At 47.2% G+C, this 19,414-nt stretch carries 18 protein-coding genes and 3 pseudogenes; 10 read left to right on the plus strand and 11 right to left on the minus strand.

From position 1 onward, the window contains the following. Nucleotides 1–274: 274 nt before the first annotated feature. The 3 genes from AOU00_RS10500 to AOU00_RS10510 are packed head-to-tail and all read right to left on the minus strand — an operon-like array spanning nt 275 to nt 2,011. Nucleotides 275–766, minus strand: a complete 492-nt coding sequence (locus AOU00_RS10500) for a DMT family transporter (protein WP_069290553.1) — start codon at nt 764–766, stop codon at nt 275–277. Nucleotides 767–822: 56 nt separating this feature from the next. Next, complete coding sequence (locus tag AOU00_RS10505; RefSeq protein ID WP_069290554.1) at nt 823–1,527, minus strand: Crp/Fnr family transcriptional regulator; 705 nt, start codon at nt 1,525–1,527, stop codon at nt 823–825. 58 nt (nt 1,528–1,585) lie between these two features. Beyond that, on the minus strand, nt 1,586–2,011 hold the full coding sequence (locus tag AOU00_RS10510; RefSeq protein ID WP_069290555.1) for a DMT family transporter: 426 nt from the start codon (nt 2,009–2,011) through the stop codon (nt 1,586–1,588). A gap of 235 nt (nt 2,012–2,246) precedes the next feature. On the opposite strand from AOU00_RS10510, the gene AOU00_RS10515 reads away from it, so the two are divergent. Further along, on the plus strand, nt 2,247–3,743 hold the full coding sequence (locus AOU00_RS10515) for a phospholipase D family protein (RefSeq protein ID WP_069290556.1): 1,497 nt from the start codon (nt 2,247–2,249) through the stop codon (nt 3,741–3,743). A 34-nt stretch (nt 3,744–3,777) separates the two neighbouring features. Here AOU00_RS10515 and cls read toward each other — a convergent pair whose 3' ends face one another. Then, nucleotides 3,778–5,289, minus strand: a complete 1,512-nt coding sequence (gene cls, locus AOU00_RS10520; protein ID WP_069290557.1) for a cardiolipin synthase — start codon at nt 5,287–5,289, stop codon at nt 3,778–3,780. A 205-nt stretch (nt 5,290–5,494) separates the two neighbouring features. Between cls and AOU00_RS10525 the strand changes: the two genes are divergently transcribed. From AOU00_RS10525 to AOU00_RS10540, 4 genes are read left to right on the plus strand one after another with little or no spacing between them, the layout of a single operon-like run. Next, complete coding sequence (locus AOU00_RS10525; protein ID WP_069290558.1) at nt 5,495–6,088, plus strand: TetR/AcrR family transcriptional regulator; 594 nt, start codon at nt 5,495–5,497, stop codon at nt 6,086–6,088. A 44-nt stretch (nt 6,089–6,132) separates the two neighbouring features. Continuing rightward, on the plus strand, nt 6,133–6,474 hold the full coding sequence (locus AOU00_RS10530) for a DMT family transporter (protein WP_039271586.1): 342 nt from the start codon (nt 6,133–6,135) through the stop codon (nt 6,472–6,474). Further along, nucleotides 6,474–6,788, plus strand: coding sequence for a DMT family transporter (locus AOU00_RS10535; protein WP_013312355.1), 315 nt, complete (start codon nt 6,474–6,476; stop codon nt 6,786–6,788). Before AOU00_RS10530 ends, AOU00_RS10535 begins: the two co-directional genes overlap by 1 nt. A gap of 56 nt (nt 6,789–6,844) precedes the next feature. Beyond that, nucleotides 6,845–7,777: a 1-phosphofructokinase family hexose kinase gene (locus AOU00_RS10540; RefSeq protein WP_069290559.1), complete on the plus strand. Its 933-nt coding sequence runs from the start codon at nt 6,845–6,847 to the stop codon at nt 7,775–7,777. Nucleotides 7,778–7,880: 103 nt separating this feature from the next. Here AOU00_RS10540 and AOU00_RS25770 read toward each other — a convergent pair. Further along, nucleotides 7,881–8,078 (minus strand): annotated as a pseudogene (locus AOU00_RS25770) (Lrp/AsnC ligand binding domain-containing protein); the annotation flags it as partial. A 2-nt stretch (nt 8,079–8,080) separates the two neighbouring features. On the opposite strand from AOU00_RS25770, the pseudogene AOU00_RS27020 reads away from it, so the two are divergent. Further along, nucleotides 8,081–8,266: pseudogene (locus AOU00_RS27020) on the plus strand (VOC family protein); the annotation flags it as partial. Between the two features lie 94 nt (nt 8,267–8,360). Continuing rightward, nucleotides 8,361–8,825 (plus strand): DUF3592 domain-containing protein, encoded by a 465-nt coding sequence (locus AOU00_RS10545; protein WP_061832014.1) that lies wholly within the window; start codon nt 8,361–8,363, stop codon nt 8,823–8,825. An 11-nt stretch (nt 8,826–8,836) separates the two neighbouring features. Here the strand turns inward: AOU00_RS10545 and AOU00_RS10550 are convergent, their stop codons facing one another. Beyond that, entirely contained in the window at nt 8,837–9,451 is a 615-nt protein-coding gene (locus tag AOU00_RS10550) for a LysE/ArgO family amino acid transporter (RefSeq protein ID WP_039271593.1), read from the minus strand. Nucleotides 9,452–9,535: 84 nt separating this feature from the next. After that, on the minus strand, nt 9,536–10,216 hold the full coding sequence (gene mobA, locus AOU00_RS10555; RefSeq protein WP_061832015.1) for a molybdenum cofactor guanylyltransferase: 681 nt from the start codon (nt 10,214–10,216) through the stop codon (nt 9,536–9,538). 197 nt (nt 10,217–10,413) lie between these two features. Here mobA and AOU00_RS10560 point away from each other — a divergent pair. Next, nucleotides 10,414–11,636: pseudogene (locus AOU00_RS10560) on the plus strand (MFS transporter). A 185-nt stretch (nt 11,637–11,821) separates the two neighbouring features. On the opposite strand, the gene AOU00_RS10565 reads toward AOU00_RS10560, so the two are convergent. After that, nucleotides 11,822–13,501: a glutamine--tRNA ligase/YqeY domain fusion protein gene (locus tag AOU00_RS10565; RefSeq protein ID WP_069290561.1), complete on the minus strand. Its 1,680-nt coding sequence runs from the start codon at nt 13,499–13,501 to the stop codon at nt 11,822–11,824. A 207-nt stretch (nt 13,502–13,708) separates the two neighbouring features. Here AOU00_RS10565 and AOU00_RS10570 point away from each other — a divergent pair, with 207 nt between their 5' ends. Together AOU00_RS10570 and AOU00_RS10575 are read left to right on the plus strand one after the other, a co-directional pair. Next, nucleotides 13,709–14,434 (plus strand): copper amine oxidase, encoded by a 726-nt coding sequence (locus AOU00_RS10570; protein WP_069290562.1) that lies wholly within the window; start codon nt 13,709–13,711, stop codon nt 14,432–14,434. Between the two features lie 84 nt (nt 14,435–14,518). After that, nucleotides 14,519–15,067, plus strand: coding sequence for a GNAT family N-acetyltransferase (locus tag AOU00_RS10575; RefSeq protein ID WP_028540721.1), 549 nt, complete (start codon nt 14,519–14,521; stop codon nt 15,065–15,067). 97 nt (nt 15,068–15,164) lie between these two features. Here AOU00_RS10575 and AOU00_RS10580 read toward each other — a convergent pair whose 3' ends face one another. The 3 genes from AOU00_RS10580 to AOU00_RS10590 form a co-directional block, all read right to left on the minus strand. Continuing rightward, nucleotides 15,165–15,659, minus strand: a complete 495-nt coding sequence (locus AOU00_RS10580; RefSeq protein WP_039271600.1) for a GNAT family N-acetyltransferase — start codon at nt 15,657–15,659, stop codon at nt 15,165–15,167. A gap of 103 nt (nt 15,660–15,762) precedes the next feature. After that, on the minus strand, nt 15,763–17,013 hold the full coding sequence (locus tag AOU00_RS10585) for an MFS transporter (RefSeq protein WP_069290563.1): 1,251 nt from the start codon (nt 17,011–17,013) through the stop codon (nt 15,763–15,765). A 46-nt stretch (nt 17,014–17,059) separates the two neighbouring features. Beyond that, nucleotides 17,060–19,192, minus strand: a complete 2,133-nt coding sequence (locus AOU00_RS10590) for a molybdopterin-containing oxidoreductase family protein (RefSeq protein ID WP_069290564.1) — start codon at nt 19,190–19,192, stop codon at nt 17,060–17,062. Between the last annotated feature and the right edge of the window lie 222 nt (nt 19,193–19,414).

The following is a 19,414-nucleotide window of genomic DNA, read 5'->3' on the forward strand; positions in this document are numbered from 1 at the left end:
GGTAACCGATCTATTTATCGTCTCTTATATTCAATATCGTAGCCCTTAAAGTGGCTATTTTAAGATACTTTCATTGTATCATGGATGGAAAAATATATACACGATCGTGAACATTTTTTCTTACCCATGGCCATGTTGGAAAATTTGCAATAAACCAGTTATTTCGGAAACTCTACAGAAAAGCCGCTCCTAATTGAGCTGCCGCTTTTCTGCAAAATGCCTACTCGAAAGGACGATCCCTATTCCAGCAAGATAAAGGCCATTTACAATCTCCTCATCCCTTCATCGAATCAGGTATAGATGAAATGCTTTCTGTTTGTTCCTTCGTACGCCCATGTCCAAATTTGAATACCAGAATACCACCGATAATGACCAATACTCCGATCAACTTGTTAAAGGTAAACGGAATCTTTTCTAATCCCAGCCATCCTAACGAATCCCACAACAGGGCCGTACCTAATTGCGCCGTCAATACAATGGAGATCGCATAGGTCGGGCCAAGTCGCTTCATTCCTTGCACCAGACAGAACACAACACCGACACCAATCATGCCACTGAACCAGTACCACGGCTGCATATGCTGTAAAGTAAATGTATTTTTCCCTTCAAAAATAAGACTTCCGAGTAAGGAAGCCACGAACCCTGTTCCCAGCACCAATGTTGTTGTAGCCCACGATCCTGTCCGTTCATTCACCTTATTATTGAATATCGTTTGCAAACTGACCAAGGCACCTGCGATAATCGCCAATACAATTCCTAATAACATATGCTAACTCTCCCTTGATGATCCTTGATATTCTTCTGCTTTTATAAAAGCCCATATTACAATGATTCATAAATATTATGTCCTGCCAGTTCACTCAAACCTTTTCTGTTCCGAATGACAATGTAGCCTTTTGTCCGTTCAACCCATCCATCTTCAATCATTTTGCGAATAACACGGTTGAGATGTCTATAGCTGGTTCCGATCAAATTCGCCACATCTACCAGACTGGATGCACGTAATTCCTCATGAAAAGCCGTATTCGATTCGTCAAAAGAAACCGATAGCAGGTAGCTTGCCAGCCTGACTTCCACCGGATACATGAGATTGAAACTGGAAAAGTCGGAGTCCAGGCAAAACTTTCGCGTGACAATATCCAATAGAAATTGCAGCAAAGGAGCATAGTCTCTGCCGTATTTGTTCATCCATTGGTGGTGAATACCGATCACATAGATCGGAGACACTGCCTCTACTGTGTTGATGACGTGACTACTCCGAATATATTCAACATCTCCTATAACCTCGATCGGTGTTTTGAAGCAAAGGATCAGGGTTTTCCCTTCTGTAGAGCTGGTATAAATCTTGACCTTGCCCTGCACCAGTATATATAGATGCTCGATGGGGTCCCCCTGTAAACAGAGCTTTTCCCCTTGCTCCAAACGATGCAACGACAAATAAGGATGTAGTGGCTCGTAGAGTATGGATTCCAACTCATGCAGCTGCAAAAAATATTTTAGCTGCTCTTGATCCTGAATTTCTCTCATTCCTAAGCTCACCTTCAATTTCTACATTCTAAGCTTCTTTACAAGTTAAATTTCTATTTTAAAGTTTCAGAATAATTACACCCGCAATCATCATACCAATACCTATAAATTGTGGAAGCTTCATCTTTTGCTTCACTATACCGAACCATCCCTTAATATCTACCAGGAAGGTTAAACACAACTGCGCAATCAACAACGCCGAGATCGTGAACGTAACCCCAATATGTTGGATTGCCGTGACTTCACTAAATATAATAATTGCTGCAAAGGCACCGCCCCAAAGATAGATCGGCTTTACCTGTTTCAGTTCAGCCACATTGCCATCCCTTGTAAACATCCAGACTAATGCTGCCAAAATAAAGCCTATTAGCTGAGTAACAGTGGCCGCCTGCCATGTACCGATATCCTGACTAATCCGTGTATTCGCTACCCCCTGTAGCGTAATACACGCTCCTCCCAGAAAAGCAAACAAGATTCCTCTCATAAATCGTTATTCTCCCCATGTAAATGACTTTTCTATATATTAAATTATAGGGCAGACTTCTTATAAAGGACATATGTCCTCAACGAATAGTAAAACATCTTCCATTTCATTCTATTTAGTATCCGCGTCAATCCTGCACACTTGCGTTAATAACTTGACAGTATCCCATCATAAAACTGCATGTTCCGGCACGATAAAATGGAATGCAGCATTCAATTGAGGAGTTGATCGTCATATGACTACACGTGATCCGCTGCATTCTGTGCCGGAATATCAAAGAAGAACTGAGAAAAAGGGTCGGGCTTTTAAAATCGCCATTCTGGTACTTATCCTCTGGCTGATTGCCGTCATGCTGTATCAGACCCATAAACCATTGCCTCCGTTCGTCTCTTATGAGAGTCAGGAGTATTCGACCCATGAGGTAAACTTCTGGACAGATTTGACCTATCCCACCGGGGATGGAAGCACTGCACAGCATGAAGGTCAAATTTTGAATCGTATGCTCGGGATCATTGATGAAGCCCAACAATTTATTGTCATCGACCTATTTCTGTTCAATGACTATAAGCATAAAGGTCAGCACTTCCCCCAAGTCAGCGCACAAATGACCGATTATCTTATTGCCAAAAAGAAAGCTCATCCGGATATGCCTATCTTTTTCATTACAGATGAAGTCAATACCAACTACAATTCTGCCCCCAATCCTTTGTTGGAGAATATGAAGCGAGCAGGGATTCAAGTCGTGCAGACCGATGTAGACCCGTTGCGGGACTCCACCCCCATCTATTCGGCAGTGTGGCGTACCTTTTTCCAATGGTTCGGGCAGCAGGGCACAGGTTGGATTCCCAACCTGATGGCCAGTGACGGACCTGATGTTACGGCTCGCTCCTATCTTAAGCTGTTGAACGTCAAGGCCAATCACCGAAAATTGGTTGCCAACGAACAAACAGCGCTCATTTCTACAGGCAACGTGCACGACGCGAGCGCCTATCACTCCAATGTAGCGCTGGAGGTGAAGGGGCCTATCATCGGAGACATTTTACAAACAGAGCAGGCGGTATTGGACTTTTCGGGCGGTGGACAGCTTCCTGCCTATACACCACAGGCCGAACCCAAAGTTCCATCGAGTAAGGACAGCTATCGAATCAAATATCTAACTGAGGGCAAGGTGTACACCTCAGTTCTGAATGGCATTGCGCAGACGAAGAAAGGTGACAGCATTCATATGGGCATGTTTTATTTGGCTGACCGCAAAGTATTGAACAGCCTGCTGGATGCCTCTGCCCGCGGTGTAAACATCCAACTGCTGCTGGACCCCAATCAAAACGCGTTTGGTCAGGAAAAAATCGGCATCCCCAATCGTCCGGTTGCCCAGGAGTTGTCCGATAAATCGGGCGGGAACATTCAAATTCGCTGGTATCATACCACCCATGAGCAGTTCCATACCAAACTGATTTATATCGCCAAGGCGCAAGGAGAGCATATCATTTGGGGTGGCTCTACCAATCTGACCCCCCGTAATCTGGATGATTTGAATCTGGAAAATGAGTTGTGGGTGGCCGCTCCGGCGGACAGCAAGCTGACCCGACAGGTTGCGGCCTATTTTGATAAGCTATGGAATAATCAGGGGGCTGAATACAGTTTGGATCTAGCAGCTTACGAGGATCATTCAACATTTTGGAAAGATATTATATACCGTCTACAGGATATTTTAGGCTTTACTACATTTTAACTACAGGATACTGCTGTAGCGAATTCGTTTATGCTTACAGCAGCGGTGAAAGCAGCCGCGCGAGCGATTCCATCAAACGTTTGAACAGACGTTTTTTCATGAATTCTTCACGTACAATCAGACTGGCAGAGTGTAAGTCTCGTTCGTAGTCTGTTACCATCTGCTGCACACTGTGCGTTTGAATTAACAGAGCGTTAACTTCAAAATTCAAATGAAAGCTACGCATATCCATATTGGCTGTCCCGATCGTCGCAACTTCCCCGTCAATGATGAGGAGCTTGGAGTGGAGGAACCCCTTCTCATATTCATATACCTTGACTCCAACCTCCAGTAACGACTGGAAGTACGAATGAGACGCGAGAAACGGTAGCCATTTATCCGGTTTTGCGGGAAACAGAATACGCACGTCCAACCCGGACAAGGCAGCCATCCGTAAGGCAGTCAGGATATCTTCATCCGGGATAAAATAAGGAGTGGCAATCCAAACTGATTTTCGGGCGGACGTGATCATGGAGAAAAAGAGATTTTTGAGCACTCTCCGCTCATTATCCGGGCCACTGGCAATAATCTGCACGCCTCCGTCCGTAATTGGTTCAATATTGGGAGACAGATATTCGCTATCGAGCACCGACTCACCCGTCATGTGAAGCCAATCTTGTAGAAATATAAGCTGCAACGTCCGTACAGCTTCGCCCTTCACAATCATATGCGTATCACGCCAAAAGCCGTAGGCTTTGTTGCGGCTGAGATACTCATCTCCCACATTTAGACCGCCAATTAATCCGATATTACCGTCGATGACTACAATTTTACGGTGATTACGATAGTTTACCCGGCTGGAGAAGAACAAGATCCGAGCGCCGCCGTACGCAACAACCTCTACTCCTGCATCTCTCATTTCCTTCAAAAAGGACTTCGACAACTGAATACTGCCCACCGCATCGTACATAAACCGAACCTTAACACCCGCTTTAGCCTTTTCGATCAGAATTTTCTGAATGCTGGTACCAATATCATCCGACCGGAAAATGTAATATTCCATATGGATATGATGCTGCGCCTTGCGCAGTTCTTCCAGCAAAGTGGAGAAGGTTTCATCTCCATTGTTCAGAATGTGAGTTTCTGTCGCAAAATAAATCGGGGAGCGGGCCAGTCTGCGTGCCAAACGCATTAACTGCTGCTGCTCACCTGTAAAGCAGGTCAGATCTCGTTTGACTCGCAAAGCATCCTTTTCTATGCGGTCGTAAGCCTGTTGGTCACGCAATGCCTTTTTATCATACTTGCGACGCTTGAATACATTTTGCCCAAACAGAAAATAAAGAGGAAGTCCAACGACTGGCAGCAATGCCAGCAGCAAAATCCAGGACATCGTAGTGGAGGGATTACGATTCTCCGTAAAAATAATCAGACTGATGGAGATCACTGTCAGGGTGGAAAAAATACTGATGACAGTTCCTTCATTTTTGCCGATGTAATTAAACAAGCCAAAATAATAAATAATAAACACCATAGCCGCGATCAATACGGCCAGTAAGCTTCGCCTCATAACTAACCTCACTTCCAGTGGACTGCATTTGACAAGTATTCTTCATTATATTGTACATGAGCCCCTTATTTCTTCCCACTTTTTTATTAAAATGTTGATAAAAAAAATCCAAAGAAAAGCTTTATACAAAACGCAATGATGCTGGGTTGACACTTACTTTTTTTCGTGCAAGAATAAACTAACGAACGTTAGGTAGGTGACAATAATGGGGATGGAAGAGATTCGAAAGGCCGCTCTTTTTCAATTTGCCACCAATGGGTATGAGGGAGCCTCCTTGAGCAGTATTGCCGCTGAGGTTGGTATCCGAAAACCGTCTATATACGCGCATTTCCAAGGCAAGGAGGATCTGTTTCTACAGGTGGCTAGGTACGCTTTTCAAGAGCAGAATTTACGTATTTTCGAATACTTTACGGAACGTAAAGATCAGCCGCTTAAGCATACCCTGCATGACTTCTTGTTTTGGATGGGACAGGAATATGAGAGCAACAACTCAGCCAAGTTTATGCTTCGCTTTTCCTTCTTTCCGCCTGTATCGTTGTATCACGAGGTGCTGAATATTGTTAATCCTTTTCTGGATAAAATGGAGCGAAAATTAACTCGCCGCCTCCGGAATACACGGGATCGGGAACCCTTTGGGCATATGGAGCCAGTGGATGTGGCTTTGGCTTACATGACCCTGGTGGACGGGGTCATGGTGGAGCTCCTGTACAGTGGAAGCATCAACTACCACCGAAGATTGAACGCTGCATGGCCTATTTTTTGGCGTGGGATTACGTTAACCTCACCTCATGAAGCGTGAAGCCGTCGAACTTATAAAATTTATTTTTAAGGAGAACATTCATCATGAATCGCAGTTGGATTTACGTTTTTGTTGGAGGCCTGATTGAGGTTGTATGGGTATCAGGTTTGAAGCATGCGGACTCTATACTCGCCTGGATTGTAACGGTGCTGGCCGTGGTGGCCAGCTTTTATTTAATCATGAAGGCTGCGAACCGACTGCCTGTAGGCACAGTGTATGCTGTATTCACCGGACTAGGGACAGGGGGAACAGTCGTAGGCGAAATGCTGCTATTCGGAGAACCGTTTCAATGGTCCAAAACGCTATTAATCGCCCTTTTGCTGGCAGGTGTGGTCGGCCTGAAGTTAGTTACCGACCGTGATGTTCAGGAAGGGAGTGGCGCATAATGGCTTGGATTGCATTGGTTATCGCGGGGTGCTCGGAAGTGTTAGGAGTCATCGGTATGAAGGGAGTTACGGTGGGCAAAGGCTGGAAGTCCTTAGTGCTTATGGTCTTATCCTTTGTTCTTAGCTTCTCTCTACTCAGCTATGCCATGAAAAGTTTGCCGATGGGCACCTCCTATGCCGTATGGACAGGCATCGGAACGGTTGGCAGCACGATTACAGGCATGTTCTTGTACGGTGAACAAAAAAGCGTACTGCGCGTTTTATTCATCGCCATGATTCTTGCCGCAGCATTGGGATTAAAGCTGATATCTTAGCATGAGCGAATGGCATCAAATATTGCGAATTGCTGATCTTAAAGGAGTGACGCCTTGTGATTACCACCGTAACGCTTAACGCGGCTGTGGATAAAATCTACACGGTTGCAGGCTTCGGTTTGAATGCCGTCCACCGCATGGAAGGCGGCCTGACGGTACCGGGCGGCAAGGGCGTGAATGCCGCCCGCGTCATCCGCACGCTAGGCGAGCCTGTACGAGCGACCGGGTTTGCTGCCGGACACACCGGACGGCTGCTCATTGACGGGTTGAGCACAGAAGGCGTAAGCGCCGATTTCATTGAAACGGTACATGGGGAGACCCGTCTCGCCATTACCGTGCTCGACCCGTCCGCGCGCACGCAGACCGAGTTGATTGAGAGCGGACCGACCGTTGGGCCGCTTGAATTAGCCGCACTGCGGCGCAAAATCGAGACCCTTGCCGAGGAATCGGCTTGGGTCGTATTCTCCGGCAGCCTGCCACCCGGCTGCCCGCCCGATCTGTACGCCGAGTTGTGCACGCTGGCGAAGGCACGCGGCGCGCGGGTGGCACTGGACGCGAGCGGTGAGGCGCTGCGCTTGGGGCTGCGCGGAAAGCCCGACCTCGTGAAGCCTAACGAGGACGAGGCTGCTCGCTTCGCGGGAATTGACGCCGCGCGCCCGGCTGCCGCTGAAGCAGCGGCAGCAAAGCTGCTGGAAGCCGGAGCGCAGCTGGCCGTCATCTCGCTCGGCGCGCGCGGGGCGCTGGCGGTAACGAGCGATGCGCGCTACCGCGTGAGCCTGCCAGACGCGGACATTGTCAGCGCGCTCGGCAGCGGTGACGCTATGGTCGCCGGGCTGGTCACCGGCGCAGCTACGGGGCTGGATCTCCCTGCCATGCTACGGCAGGGAGCGGCCTGCGGCACAGCGGCAGCTCTGCACGCCATGGCCGGGAAGATCGAGCTCCAGGACGTGAAGCGTCTGGAGCAGGGCATTACGGTGACGCTGTTGTAATTCAGCGTCATTTTTTTATTTCATTTAAGCATTCGTTTATCTTCATTTCACAAATACAGTTATTCCGAATGCTCTATATTCCAAATGTGGGTTTTCGAGTTGCTTACAGCAAAACCCTGTTTTCCAGTATATTTTTCATACAAATATGCGACTTCGAAGGCCCCAGCTTAACTAATGAATCCTGAAGCTCTGCAATTTCCTCTACCGACGCGGTTTGCACCTTAATGAGATAATTAAATTCCCCACTGATGCGAAATAAATCGGTGACTTCCTTCGCCTCTCTACAAAATTCAACCAACTCTTAATGTGGATGAAATATATCAAAAAGCCCTTGCCCACGGAGCAAGAACCTTTGTGGAACCCAATCAGCTTACACTTGGCGAACCTCCTCTAGTTGTAACAAATGCATTAGTCCACAGCCCCAATGGTGAGGTTATCGAATTTATCGAGGATGTTGATTTTGATATGTCCTTATCTAGCAATAAGTAATTCTCATAGCTATTAAACGGTTCCTAAAAAACATCCGATATATTGATTATCGCTTTGTTTAAAGGAGTAGATTATCATCTCAATTGATTTCAATGTGTACTGGTTTCATTTTAGCTCCGATTTGCTGATGCCATTGTTCAGCCTGATTGGACTGCTACTCATCTATTTGGGATTCAGAACGATCCGTCGTCATCGTTATCGCAAACGCCACTGGGTCCGTACCAAGGGGCAAATCGTTGATGCGCATATCGAAGTAGACATTGATGTCGTTCCCTTTGACCGAGACGATCCGGTAGATACTAGCTACACCCGCCGATTAAAAGTGCGCTTCTATACAGCTTCAGGTGAAGCCGTAGAATTCTGGAATCCTTATAGCACCAACCTAAGCCTCAACCGGGTTGGCAGCAAGATTAAGGTATTATACAATCCATCTAACCCTCGGGACGCCCGAATTGCAGGCGGTGTAAATGGTGCAGGCTGTCTGGCCTTTATGCTGTTTTTGATCGGTGTTCCCTTTGCTTTGAGCGGGGTATTCGCTGTATTGAAATTTTTCTTCTAACCAGGTTTGGATCACATACTGGTAATAAAATTTATCGCCATATACATTGCCAGGCCTAAAATAATCAGTGCCGATATTTTGTTGAGCACAGTCCCAAACTTCCCTTCTGAATCCATACGTCCCACGAGACGCCCTGCCGTTGCCAGACCGATAAACCATATCCAAGATACGGACACGGCGGCCAGACCAAAGGCCCAGCGTTCCCCGCCGTCATATTGGAGGGAGCTGGTTCCAATTACGCCAACCGTGTCGAGTATGGCATGTGGATTCAATAGCGATACCGAAGCGGCAAAAATCATCTGGCGTTTCGGCCGCATCGCCTGACTTTCTCCCGAGGAAGCTGCCTTCGATCTCCATAAAGTCCAGGCCATATACAGCAGAAACAAACAGCCCGCCGCATAGAGTACGTTCGTGAGCCATAGAAATTGCTGCAAAATAAGAGACACGCCCCCAACCGCAAGCGTGATCAGGATTGTATCACAGACACCCGCTGTAATGACAGCAGGCAGTGCATTGCGAAACCGCGACTGGGACGCCCCCTGATTAAATACAAATACATTTTGTACCCCCAAAGGCAAAATCAATCCCAATGCCAATAAAACAGCATGGATAATAGCTTCCAGCATAATTATATTCCCCCAAATTTAGTCCATCATATTTCTCTAGTATTTGCTCTCCTAAATAGTCCTGCGCAGGAAGCTTGTACGTTTCTAATCCTCTCGTATTTCCTTTAAATTCTTCACGTTCTGCGTGTTCTGTTGTACACTATGCTTCAACTGCTCTAACGCAAGCTCGTAGTCCCGCGGATTATTCATATTGAACGCGGCCTTATGCCACATGTCTTCACTCACCCGCGGCAAATCCTCTACCGTCGCATAACGAACGTTCAGCTTGTTCAACCAATCGGTGAGACGAAGCTGTCTATTGCGCAAACATTCCTCGGCAGACGGCAGCACGCTCCGATGGTACACAGCCAGCAACGGATGTATACGTCCATCCATAGAAGGTATTACTGCTTGCAATGTTGGTTCCGTCGTTCCATGCAACTCCGTCCATTTCTCAGTTACAACGAGCAGGTCTTGCAGCACCTCTAGCTGTATAAAAGGCATATCACAAGCGACAACCATTCCCCACTCCGTAGTAGATGCAGATAATCCCGCATGAATACCGCTTAGGGGTCCCATACCTGGAAAAACATCAGACACAGTTTCCATATCACTCAGACCATATCCTTGGTTGTCACGAGTGACTACGACAACCCGCTGGGCAGCCTGCTGCAATGTAGTATACGTCCGTTCAAGCATAGTGGCTCCATTGATCTCAAGCAAAGCCTTATCCTGTCCCATTCGGCTGGAACGTCCTCCTGCGACGATAATACCAGTCACTTTCACAAATAAATCCTCCTTTTTTTCAGAAAACAATTGCAAATATGCATATGAATTTTTTGAATAAAATTTAATTATTACATAATTGTTAATTTATTGGTTTGTTAACCCTTTCAACACATGATACATTGGAATAAAGAACCTCCCCACAGATCGGCATCGATGCGCAGTTCTCTATCGGGCTAAGAAAGGAATGGCTTGTCTTGCAAAAGAGAGAAATTCAAGAGACTCCTCTATATTCCTTAAAACTGTATAATTTTTTTCTATATGGAGCTATGGTCATTTTCTCCAGCTTCTTCCCGTTGTATCTGCAAGATATCGGCATGGACAAGCTGGAGATCGGGAGTCTGATGGCCATCGGGCCTTTTGTATCCGTATTCGCGAACCCTTTTTGGGGCTATACAAGCGACCGGAGCCGTAACCTCCGACGTATTCTGCTATTTATGATTATAGGTACCTTGTTATTGCTACAAGCTTTGTTTCATGTCCATACGTATATCATGATTTATGTGTCGATGATTGGTTTTTATTTTTTCCAAAGCCCTTTATTTGCGCAAAGCAACAGCCTAATTCTCAGCTATATTGAGGGCACAGACCGGAAATTTGGCGCATTCCGTATATGGGGCTCCTTCGGTTGGGCTGTGACAGCAGCAGCTGCCGGCATAGTTATTGACCAAACGGGGATATCCAGCATATCCACCATCTTTACGGTACTTCTTCTGGCTGCATTGATCTGCACCTTGTCGATTCCACCACTGAAAAGCACTGTGGAGACAGCAACCATTCATTTGCGCGGCTTTGGCAGTGTTTTAATGAACGGATACTTTATATCCTTTATTTTATTGGGCATCCTTGTATCCATCCCGAATTCGATCAACAGCGCCTTTATGTCCCTGTACATCACCGAGCTGGGTGGGTCCAAACAGATGCTTGGTTTTGCTGTTTTTATGTCATCGGTATTCGAAATTATTGTATTTTTGCTGTTTGATCGCTTCTTGAAGAAAAGAATGACCGTGATGGTCGGCTGTTTGGCACTCGTCAGTTTGCTGTTTGCCTTACGTTGGGAACTGATGGCTCTGGCCACAGACCCGATTCAGATTGTCTTCATTCAGGCACTTCATTGCGTCACCTTCGGTGGATACTTCTATGTAGGCACCCAGTTGACCGTCCTATTTACCCCTGCAGCATACCGATCATCCGGACAGGCTGTATATACCTTGACCTGGAGTGGTATATCCGGTATCGTAGCAGGTTTTGCGGGAGGATGGCTATTCCAGAACTTTGGTGGAGAAATGATGTACCATGCAGGGGTGTTCTTCGCCCTACTTGGATCTGCGGGATTCGCTATCATGTGGTATATGCTGTACAAGAACGGTTATCAGCCAGGACTGCCAGCGGGCACAAACGAATAGAAGAAGCCCCTTAACAACACTAGAGGAATGAGCTATCCCCTCTTCCCTTCTGGCTTGTTAGCAAAGACAATAGAGTATCGTCAAGTCAATGATCATGTATAAAGAGTGTGCATGCGTAAAATAAAGGAGTCTGCCGACGGCAGACTCCTTTTCAACTTGGTCGCACGAAGCTACCATCTCTCCCACACTTTCCACCAGCCTATTGCTTAGGCAATTGGAAAGAGCTTTTCAACGATACAACACGGTTAAATACAGGCTGACCCGGTTGGGAAAGCTTCGGATCGACACTGAAATAACCATGACGGAAAAATTGGAACTTGTCCTGTGATTGAGCTTCTTTCATGTTCGGCTCGACATAACCATGAGCAATTTCTAAAGAGTTCGGGTTCAATTGGTCAAGGAATGTTTTTTCCGATGCATCCTCTTCAATCTCTTCCGTGTCCTCTGCGTTAATCAAAGGCTCATACAAACGGAATTCGGCAGGTACAGCCTGAGTAGCCTCTACCCAGTGGATCGTGCCTTTCACTTTACGTCCAGTAAAGCCTGATCCGCTCTTGGTTTCTATATCATAGGTACAGTGGATTTCCGTTACATTTCCGTCTGCGTCCTTAATCACATCGTTACATTTAATGAAGTAAGCATGCTTGAGACGTACTTCATTACCAGGGAACAAACGGAAGTATTTGCTCGGCGGATTTTCCATGAAGTCCTCACGCTCAATATAAATCTCACGGGAAAACGGAATTTGACGTGTACCGAGTTCCGGATTTTCAGTATTGTTTTCCGCCTCCAGCATTTCAACTTGTCCTTCAGGATAGTTTGTGATAACTACCTTCAACGGATCTATGACTGCCATGGTGCGGGGTGCCTTAAGCTTCAAATCCTCACGTACAAAATGCTCCAGCACCTGCAAATCGATGACTCCGTAGGCTTTGGAAATGCCTGTCTCATATACGAAGTTGCGGATGGCTTCCGGCGTGTAGCCGCGACGACGTAAACCGGAAATCGTCGGCATACGCGGATCATCCCAACCATCTACGTGCTTTTCATCGACCAGAAGCTTGAGCTTACGCTTGCTGGTTACGGTTTGAGCCAGGTTCAGCCGTCCAAATTCGTATTGGTGCGGTACCTTTTCCATCTCACATTCAGCTACAACCCAATCATACAGCGGGCGCTGATCTTCGAATTCCAGCGAACAAAGCGAGTGCGTTACTCCCTCAATCGCATCTTCCAGCGGATGAGCATAGGAGTACATTGGATAGATGCACCATGTGTCGCCTGTATTGTGATGTGCTGTGTGTGAAATGCGGTAAATAACCGGATCACGTAAATTAATGTTTCCTGAAGCCATATCAATTTTGGCACGCAGCACCTTTTCACCATTTTGATATTTGCCTGCACGCATCTCTTCAAATAGCTTCAGATTGTCTTCCACACTGCGATCCCGATAAGGGCTATTTTGCCCCGGTTCGGTCAATGTGCCACGAGTTTCACGGATTTGGTCCGCGCTTTGGTCATCCACGTAGGCTTTACCCTTTTGAATCAGCAGGATGGCACGCTTGTACATTTCTTCGAAATAATTGGAGGCAAAATGTTTTTCCTCCCATTCATAACCGAGCCACTTCACGTCCTCCTGAATGGAGTTCACATATTCCGTGTCTTCCTTCGCCGGATTGGTGTCGTCAAAACGCAAATTTGTGCGTCCTCCGAATTCATCTCCCAACGAGAAATTGATCCAGATAGCTTTGGCATGTCCAATATGCAAATATCCGTTTGGTTCAGGCGGAAATCGTGTAACAACCTCCTTTACCTTACCCGTACGTAAATCCTCTTCAATAACATTTTTAATAAAATTGGGGGGAGTGATCGGCTTCTCCACGCTAATCAACCTTTCTTCCGTATAATCTGTGTAAAACCTGTTCCCTTAAATATACCCTTTCACACCGCATAACTCAATAAAATGAAAATCCTTATGCTCTCTTCAGCAAAAAAAGTGACAAGTTATGAAAAAGAGTTAACATTTTCGGCAAATAAATTCGTTATAGTGTATATATCTTTTATTTTGCCCGGAAAAGGAGACCCACCCGTGTTTAAGCTGCTCATTGTGATCCTGCTGTCTATGCTTTTGTCCTCTTCCGTCATGACTTCCGGCCATCCTTCATCGGACCCAGTGAACGAAACCGTACAATCTCGTCCGCTAGCCAGCGCTCCAGAAGACTCATCCGTCCGCTTATATGCCGTTAATCCGTCACAGGGATTATTCCAATCAGCTGTACTGGAAATCGGCCAGCAACGCCGCACATTCCGATGGTCAGGCTCGGCGGATATCTCCACCGCACCACAATTATTTTACAGGGATGTGAACGGGGATGATGTCCGTGAAGCCGTCGTGATCCTCACGCGTGCCTCGGGAACGGGTGTCGAATTGCAGGAATTGCATATTGTTAACGCACGCACGATGGAAGAATATGCGGTCGAATCGGCAGTAGATGCTGTGTCCCAGCGCGTACATAGCTCAGTGGAGCTACGTGACCACAACCGCCAGGTTCATATTGCTGTCACGATTGACGGTGTTACACACACGATAAACCCTAAAGCATCCGTATTTTACGATGATCCAGCCCAATTTACAAAGTATCTCGATTTTAGCTCTGTCGTAATGTATGATGCTGAACAGCTTCCTCTGCAAGCCACTGTATCTGGCAGTGTATCCCCAACCGAATTTGTAGGGGATTTGGATCTAAAATATGTATACGAGCATGAACGGTTCCGGGTGGGACCTATTGAATTTGAAGCTTCCTCTCCCTTTTGACGACTCTCGCAGAATAAGGTAGCATGGGATTAAATGCTAGACTGGCTGGTTTAGCGATTTTCCGAGTGAAAGAGGGGATCAATCATGTTTACATATGCGTTGGACGAACGCACAGTCCTTCGGCCGCTCACCAAGGAGCATGTGCAGCCTCTGTTTGAGCTGATCGAAATGTCCCGTGACCGCCTGCGTCAATGGCTTCCATGGGTAGACTCTACCACGGAAATCAGCCACACAGAGCAGTTCGTGCAGGGCGCCTTGAAACAAGCCGCAGAGAACGGTAGTCTGACCGCCGGAATTTGGATAGACAACGAGCTTGCTGGCATCATCAGCTACCATGAGATCAATTGGACTCACCGCTCCGTTAGCATCGGATACTGGCTTGGACACGGGTACGAAGGACAAGGTCTAATGACCAGCGCCTGCCGCGTATTCGTTGAATATGCTTTGATGGAGCTGGACTTGCATCGGGTCGAAATCCGTTGCGCAACTACGAACCGCCGCAGCCGCGGTATTCCGGAACGTTTGGGCTTTGTGCTCGAAGGCATTGTACGCGAAGCGGAATTGCTGCCCGACGGCTACATGAACCACGCAGTGTATGGTATGCTCCAAAATGAATGGAAGCAACTTCGGTAATATTGTATTGTACAACAACGCCGCAGACCTGATCAGGTCTGCGGCGTTGTTGTTTTAGGCCGGGCATACAACCGAATTGCTGTCTGTAGCCTCCCGCCTATTTTAAGAAATAGGCCATTAACACATCATCTACGAATTGGCCTGCTATGTAAAACTCCTCATGCAAACGTCCTTCAATCGCGAAACCGCTTTTTTCATAAAACATAAGGGCTTCCGTGTTGCATGAGAGTACACGCAAACTCAACTTACGTATGCCCTCCGCAGCTGCAATGTCCTTCATGGAGTTCATGAGGGCCGTCCCAATACCTTTGCGATGATAAGCTGGATGTACAGCTATATTTATTTCGAGTACATGACAGTTACTAGCCAACAGCGTTGGAGGACGAAATCCAATATACCCGCAGAGTACTTCCTGTTCGATGGCAACCAGTTGAGAGCCTGGAGGCGTATTGCGCAGAAACTCTCCACGCGACTTCCAAGACAATGAAGCGGGAGCCGTGCGTTCATTCCATACCAATTCATCCAGCGCGATCAGATCAGGAGCATCCTTCATCTCCGAATGACGTATCGTCAAGGGTTGACTTGTAAACAATTCCTTTCAATCCTTCCTGTGAAGGCTTTCCTGAAGCAATAACTACAACCATCCGTCACTATTGTACCATAATCACAGCATATTACTGCACTTTTATTAGGACTTAAGAACTGGGAGCATCCACCTTGGACGTCGTAGTATCCAAAGTATCCGAATGATGCCGGAAACGGTTCAACCAACTATGCAGGACGAAAAACAGGATCGACAACACCGCTACGCCTGATGCCAGCCAAAGTGTAGGCGGTAACCCACCGCCATCATACAACTTCCCCATAATATAAGGCCCCATTACCCGTCCGGCTGCGCCAATGCCCCCCACAAGCCCAATGTAAAAGGGTGCACCCCGACCTCCATGATCAGACAGGAATGCTGGAACCGCAGGTGCAATCAGCATTTCTCCCAGGGTCGCCAGAACCATAGCGAATATCATTCCAGTATAGTTCTGTGTGCCCAGCATGACAATATAAGCCGCCAAATAAAATCCTCCGGCCCATGTCATTTGCGCTGAAGCGTGATGAGCGTACAGTCGTTTTATCCAAAAAATAATGGGTTGTGCGGCAAAAATAAGGATACCATTCAGTGTCCATAGTAATCCATACATCGTTTTAGGCAAGCCCTGCTCAATAATATGGGGAGACACTCCTGTATTCCAGATCGAATTCCCGAACCATAAAAAAAGCGAACCTAACCCCACAAAGAGATACAGTCTGGTATCACGAAACAGCAATCGAGCTGGTATTTCCTCTCTTTTTTTCACGGACTTACTGAGCTGCACTTCTCCCTCTTCCCGATCCACCCTGCTTAGATAAGACCAGAAGAATCCAGCAAATACCGCAGAAGTCACTCCGTTCATCACGAAGCTGAGCTGATAGGAAAGGTCAGCCAGAACGCCACTCAATCCCGTACCCACGGCAACCCCAATATTGTTAGCGACATAAATAATATTAAACAGCTCACCACGACGGTCAGCAAAACGAAAACCTACAAAGGCCTGAATCGCAGGCACAGATACGACATTAAAAAAACCGATAAAGCCCATCATGATGACAAACGCTACCCAATGGCCACTGGTAAATGGAAGCGCGAGAAGTCCCAGCGCGTTCATCGCGAGTGAGCCAACAATCAGTTTTTTGGCTCCAATACGGTGATAGAGGGCTCCGCCCAGCACTTGACCAAAAATTCCGCCCAGAGATTGCACTAAAATCGCAATCCCTGCATCTCCCATACTACGGTTTAGCTCGTCAAACACATACATGCTAACTAACGGCCACATCAGGGAACTTCCAGCGGAATTAATCAGGCTAGCAACGAGAAACACTTTCACTTCTTTCGGATAAGACTCCAACCATTTCATATCTTTTGTTTCTCCTTTTGCATCTGACGCCATAAAAGGCATTATCTCATTGGCGCTTCACATTCACCACCGTTGAGAAGAAAGTAGCCCCCTGTCCCATATCCGACAGCCGATCAGAGGTTAACACATTGGCACGCTGTCTGCGTCCTTTGCCTTCCCACCATAATCCCTGACTAATCACTGTACCGGGCAGCATTAGATCGGTGACTTTCGCTTTCAGCTCATACGTCCCCCGATCATTCCATACGGTAACCAGGTCCCCATCCGCGATGTCCCTTGTCTGAGCATCCTCCGGGTGAATTTGTAGCAAGGGCTCCCGCTCCAGTCGCTGATGCTTGGGCAAGTTAGCGAAAGTAGAATTCAGAAAATTATGGTTTGGCGGTGAAATAAACATTAATGGATACCGCTCGTCCGCTTGCGGTCGATGCTCTCCGTCGTACCCTTCAATCAGCGGCACATAAGAAGGCATCGCGGGCAGACCTGCTTGTTTCATTTTTTCCGAATACAACTCAATCTTGCCTGAAGGCGTGGTTAAACGATCCAAATAAGTAGCCTTTGGCGTCATATCGAGCTTTACAAAAGGTGACTTCTTTAAGGCTTCCAAAGTTACACCGTTGAGATAAGGGTTCGTTGGATTATCAAGCGCGCCCACTATCATGTCCTCTTCACTTTCCGTAAAGGCAGCTTCGTCAAAGCCCATAGCCCGTCCGAGCAGGCTAAACAGCTCATAATTGCTTTTGCTTTCCCCGAGCGGAGCAATGACGGGTTCCTGCATCTGAACATAGTGATGCCAGTAGGATTTATATAGGTCTGTACCTTCAAAGGAAGACGCTGCAGGCAGCACAATATCGGCATAACGGGCCGTATCCGTAAGAAACAGGTCATGAACGACTGTGAACAAATCCTCTCGTCCAAATCCTTCAGTCACCCGTTCCGAATCGGGGGCTACAACTACCGGGTTACTGCAGTATACGAATAACGCCTTAATCGGCTGTTCCTTTTGTAGCAGCGCTTCTCCGATCCGGTTCATGTTGATCACCCGTGCATCCGGATTCTGTCGCAGATCAGGACGCGCCAGATTGGCGCCGTTAAACTTGCCATAAGCGCCATTAGAGCGTGACGCTCCCCCGCCGTGCTTCAGCCATTGTCCAGTGAGCGCAGGCAAGCATGTAACCGCACGTACGTTCATACCGCCATTATCATGATGCTGAAGCCCATTGCCGATATTGATATACGCTGCTCGCGCAGTTCCGTACATTTCCGCCAAACGGATGATATCCGCTTCCGGTACGCCGGTAATCCGCGAAACTCGCTCTGGTGTATATGTCTTAACATGCTCGCGCAGTTCCTCATGGCCTACCGTGTAGCGATGTAAAAATTCGTCGTCCGTCAGTCCCTGAGCGAACAGTACATTCATAACACCCAGCGCGAGCGCCGTATCCGTCCCCGGATATAACGGAATGAACCAATCCGCCCATTGCGCCGTCCGGTTGCGATGAACGTCAATAACGACTACCTTAGCACCTTTTTTACGTGCTTTCTCAGCCAAAACGACCTGATGCATGTTGGTGCTAATGACATTTCCACCCCACACAATAATGAGGTCTGCATCCTCCGTGTCCTCCGGGCTGGTGCCGCCCTTAAAACCCATAACGGACGCCCAGCCTTCATTCCCTGCCACGCTACATATCGTCTGATCCAGTTGGCTTGAACCCAGCGCATTAAAAAATCGGCGGTCCATTCCATCCACACTCAATACGCCCATATTGCCATAAAAGCTGTAGGGGAGAATAGATTCCGGTCCGTCCATACGTATCAGCTCCTTGAACCGACCTGTAATGGTATCGACTGCCTCCTCCCAGCTAATACGTTCAAATTTCCCTTCTCCTTTGGGGCCTATACGTTTCAACGGATAGAGCACCCGATCAGGATCATATACCCGCTCCGTCATATTGCGAACTTTGTTACAAATAGCCCCTTTGGTAATAGGATGGTCCGGGTTCCCAGTCACCTTGACTATCTTTCCATTTTCCTTGTGAAGCAGGAGCCCACACGTATCCGGGCAATCTAACGGGCATACAGCTGGAAAAATACCGTCCTGCTGCTCCGTCATCCGCTGCCCCATTTGTAAGTCTTGTTGAAGCGTGGCCTCAGGAGGCGCGCTATTACGATGATCCATAGTGTTGATGCTCCTTTCCGTTACCGTTTCCAAAAATTACACTGATCTTATCATATCCACAGCTTTGGCCTATGGCAAGAGAAGGATTTCCCCACACAGCCGCTCTCCAAAATATTAAAAAAATCCGTCTGCTGCATAGAGCAAAACGGATTTTTTTTTAGAATCATAATTTTTTTCGACATCCTGTTTCATCATATCTTACCGAGGGTAAAAGAGATCAAG

The organism is Paenibacillus polymyxa (genome assembly GCF_001719045.1).
In the GTDB taxonomy this organism is placed as follows: Bacteria; Bacillota; Bacilli; order Paenibacillales; family Paenibacillaceae; genus Paenibacillus; species Paenibacillus polymyxa_B.

What these genes read in the sequence shown, in the direction of transcription:
- AOU00_RS10515 (WP_069290556.1), top strand. Translation starts at nt 2,247, where the DNA reads ATGACTACACGTGATCCGCTGCATTCTGTGCCGGAATATCAAAGAAGA.
- AOU00_RS10530 (WP_039271586.1), top strand. Translation starts at nt 6,133, where the DNA reads ATGAATCGCAGTTGGATTTACGTTTTTGTTGGAGGCCTGATTGAGGTT.
- AOU00_RS10525 (WP_069290558.1), top strand. Translation starts at nt 5,495, where the DNA reads ATGGGGATGGAAGAGATTCGAAAGGCCGCTCTTTTTCAATTTGCCACC.
- AOU00_RS10550 (WP_039271593.1), bottom strand. Translation starts at nt 9,451, where the DNA reads ATGCTGGAAGCTATTATCCATGCTGTTTTATTGGCATTGGGATTGATT.
- AOU00_RS10500 (WP_069290553.1), bottom strand. Translation starts at nt 766, where the DNA reads ATGTTATTAGGAATTGTATTGGCGATTATCGCAGGTGCCTTGGTCAGT.
- AOU00_RS10585 (WP_069290563.1), bottom strand. Translation starts at nt 17,013, where the DNA reads ATGAAATGGTTGGAGTCTTATCCGAAAGAAGTGAAAGTGTTTCTCGTT.
- cls (WP_069290557.1), bottom strand. Translation starts at nt 5,289, where the DNA reads ATGAGGCGAAGCTTACTGGCCGTATTGATCGCGGCTATGGTGTTTATT.
- AOU00_RS10505 (WP_069290554.1), bottom strand. Translation starts at nt 1,527, where the DNA reads ATGAGAGAAATTCAGGATCAAGAGCAGCTAAAATATTTTTTGCAGCTG.
- AOU00_RS10590 (WP_069290564.1), bottom strand. Translation starts at nt 19,192, where the DNA reads ATGGATCATCGTAATAGCGCGCCTCCTGAGGCCACGCTTCAACAAGAC.
- AOU00_RS10575 (WP_028540721.1), top strand. Translation starts at nt 14,519, where the DNA reads ATGTTTACATATGCGTTGGACGAACGCACAGTCCTTCGGCCGCTCACC.
- AOU00_RS10535 (WP_013312355.1), top strand. Translation starts at nt 6,474, where the DNA reads ATGGCTTGGATTGCATTGGTTATCGCGGGGTGCTCGGAAGTGTTAGGA.
- AOU00_RS10510 (WP_069290555.1), bottom strand. Translation starts at nt 2,011, where the DNA reads ATGAGAGGAATCTTGTTTGCTTTTCTGGGAGGAGCGTGTATTACGCTA.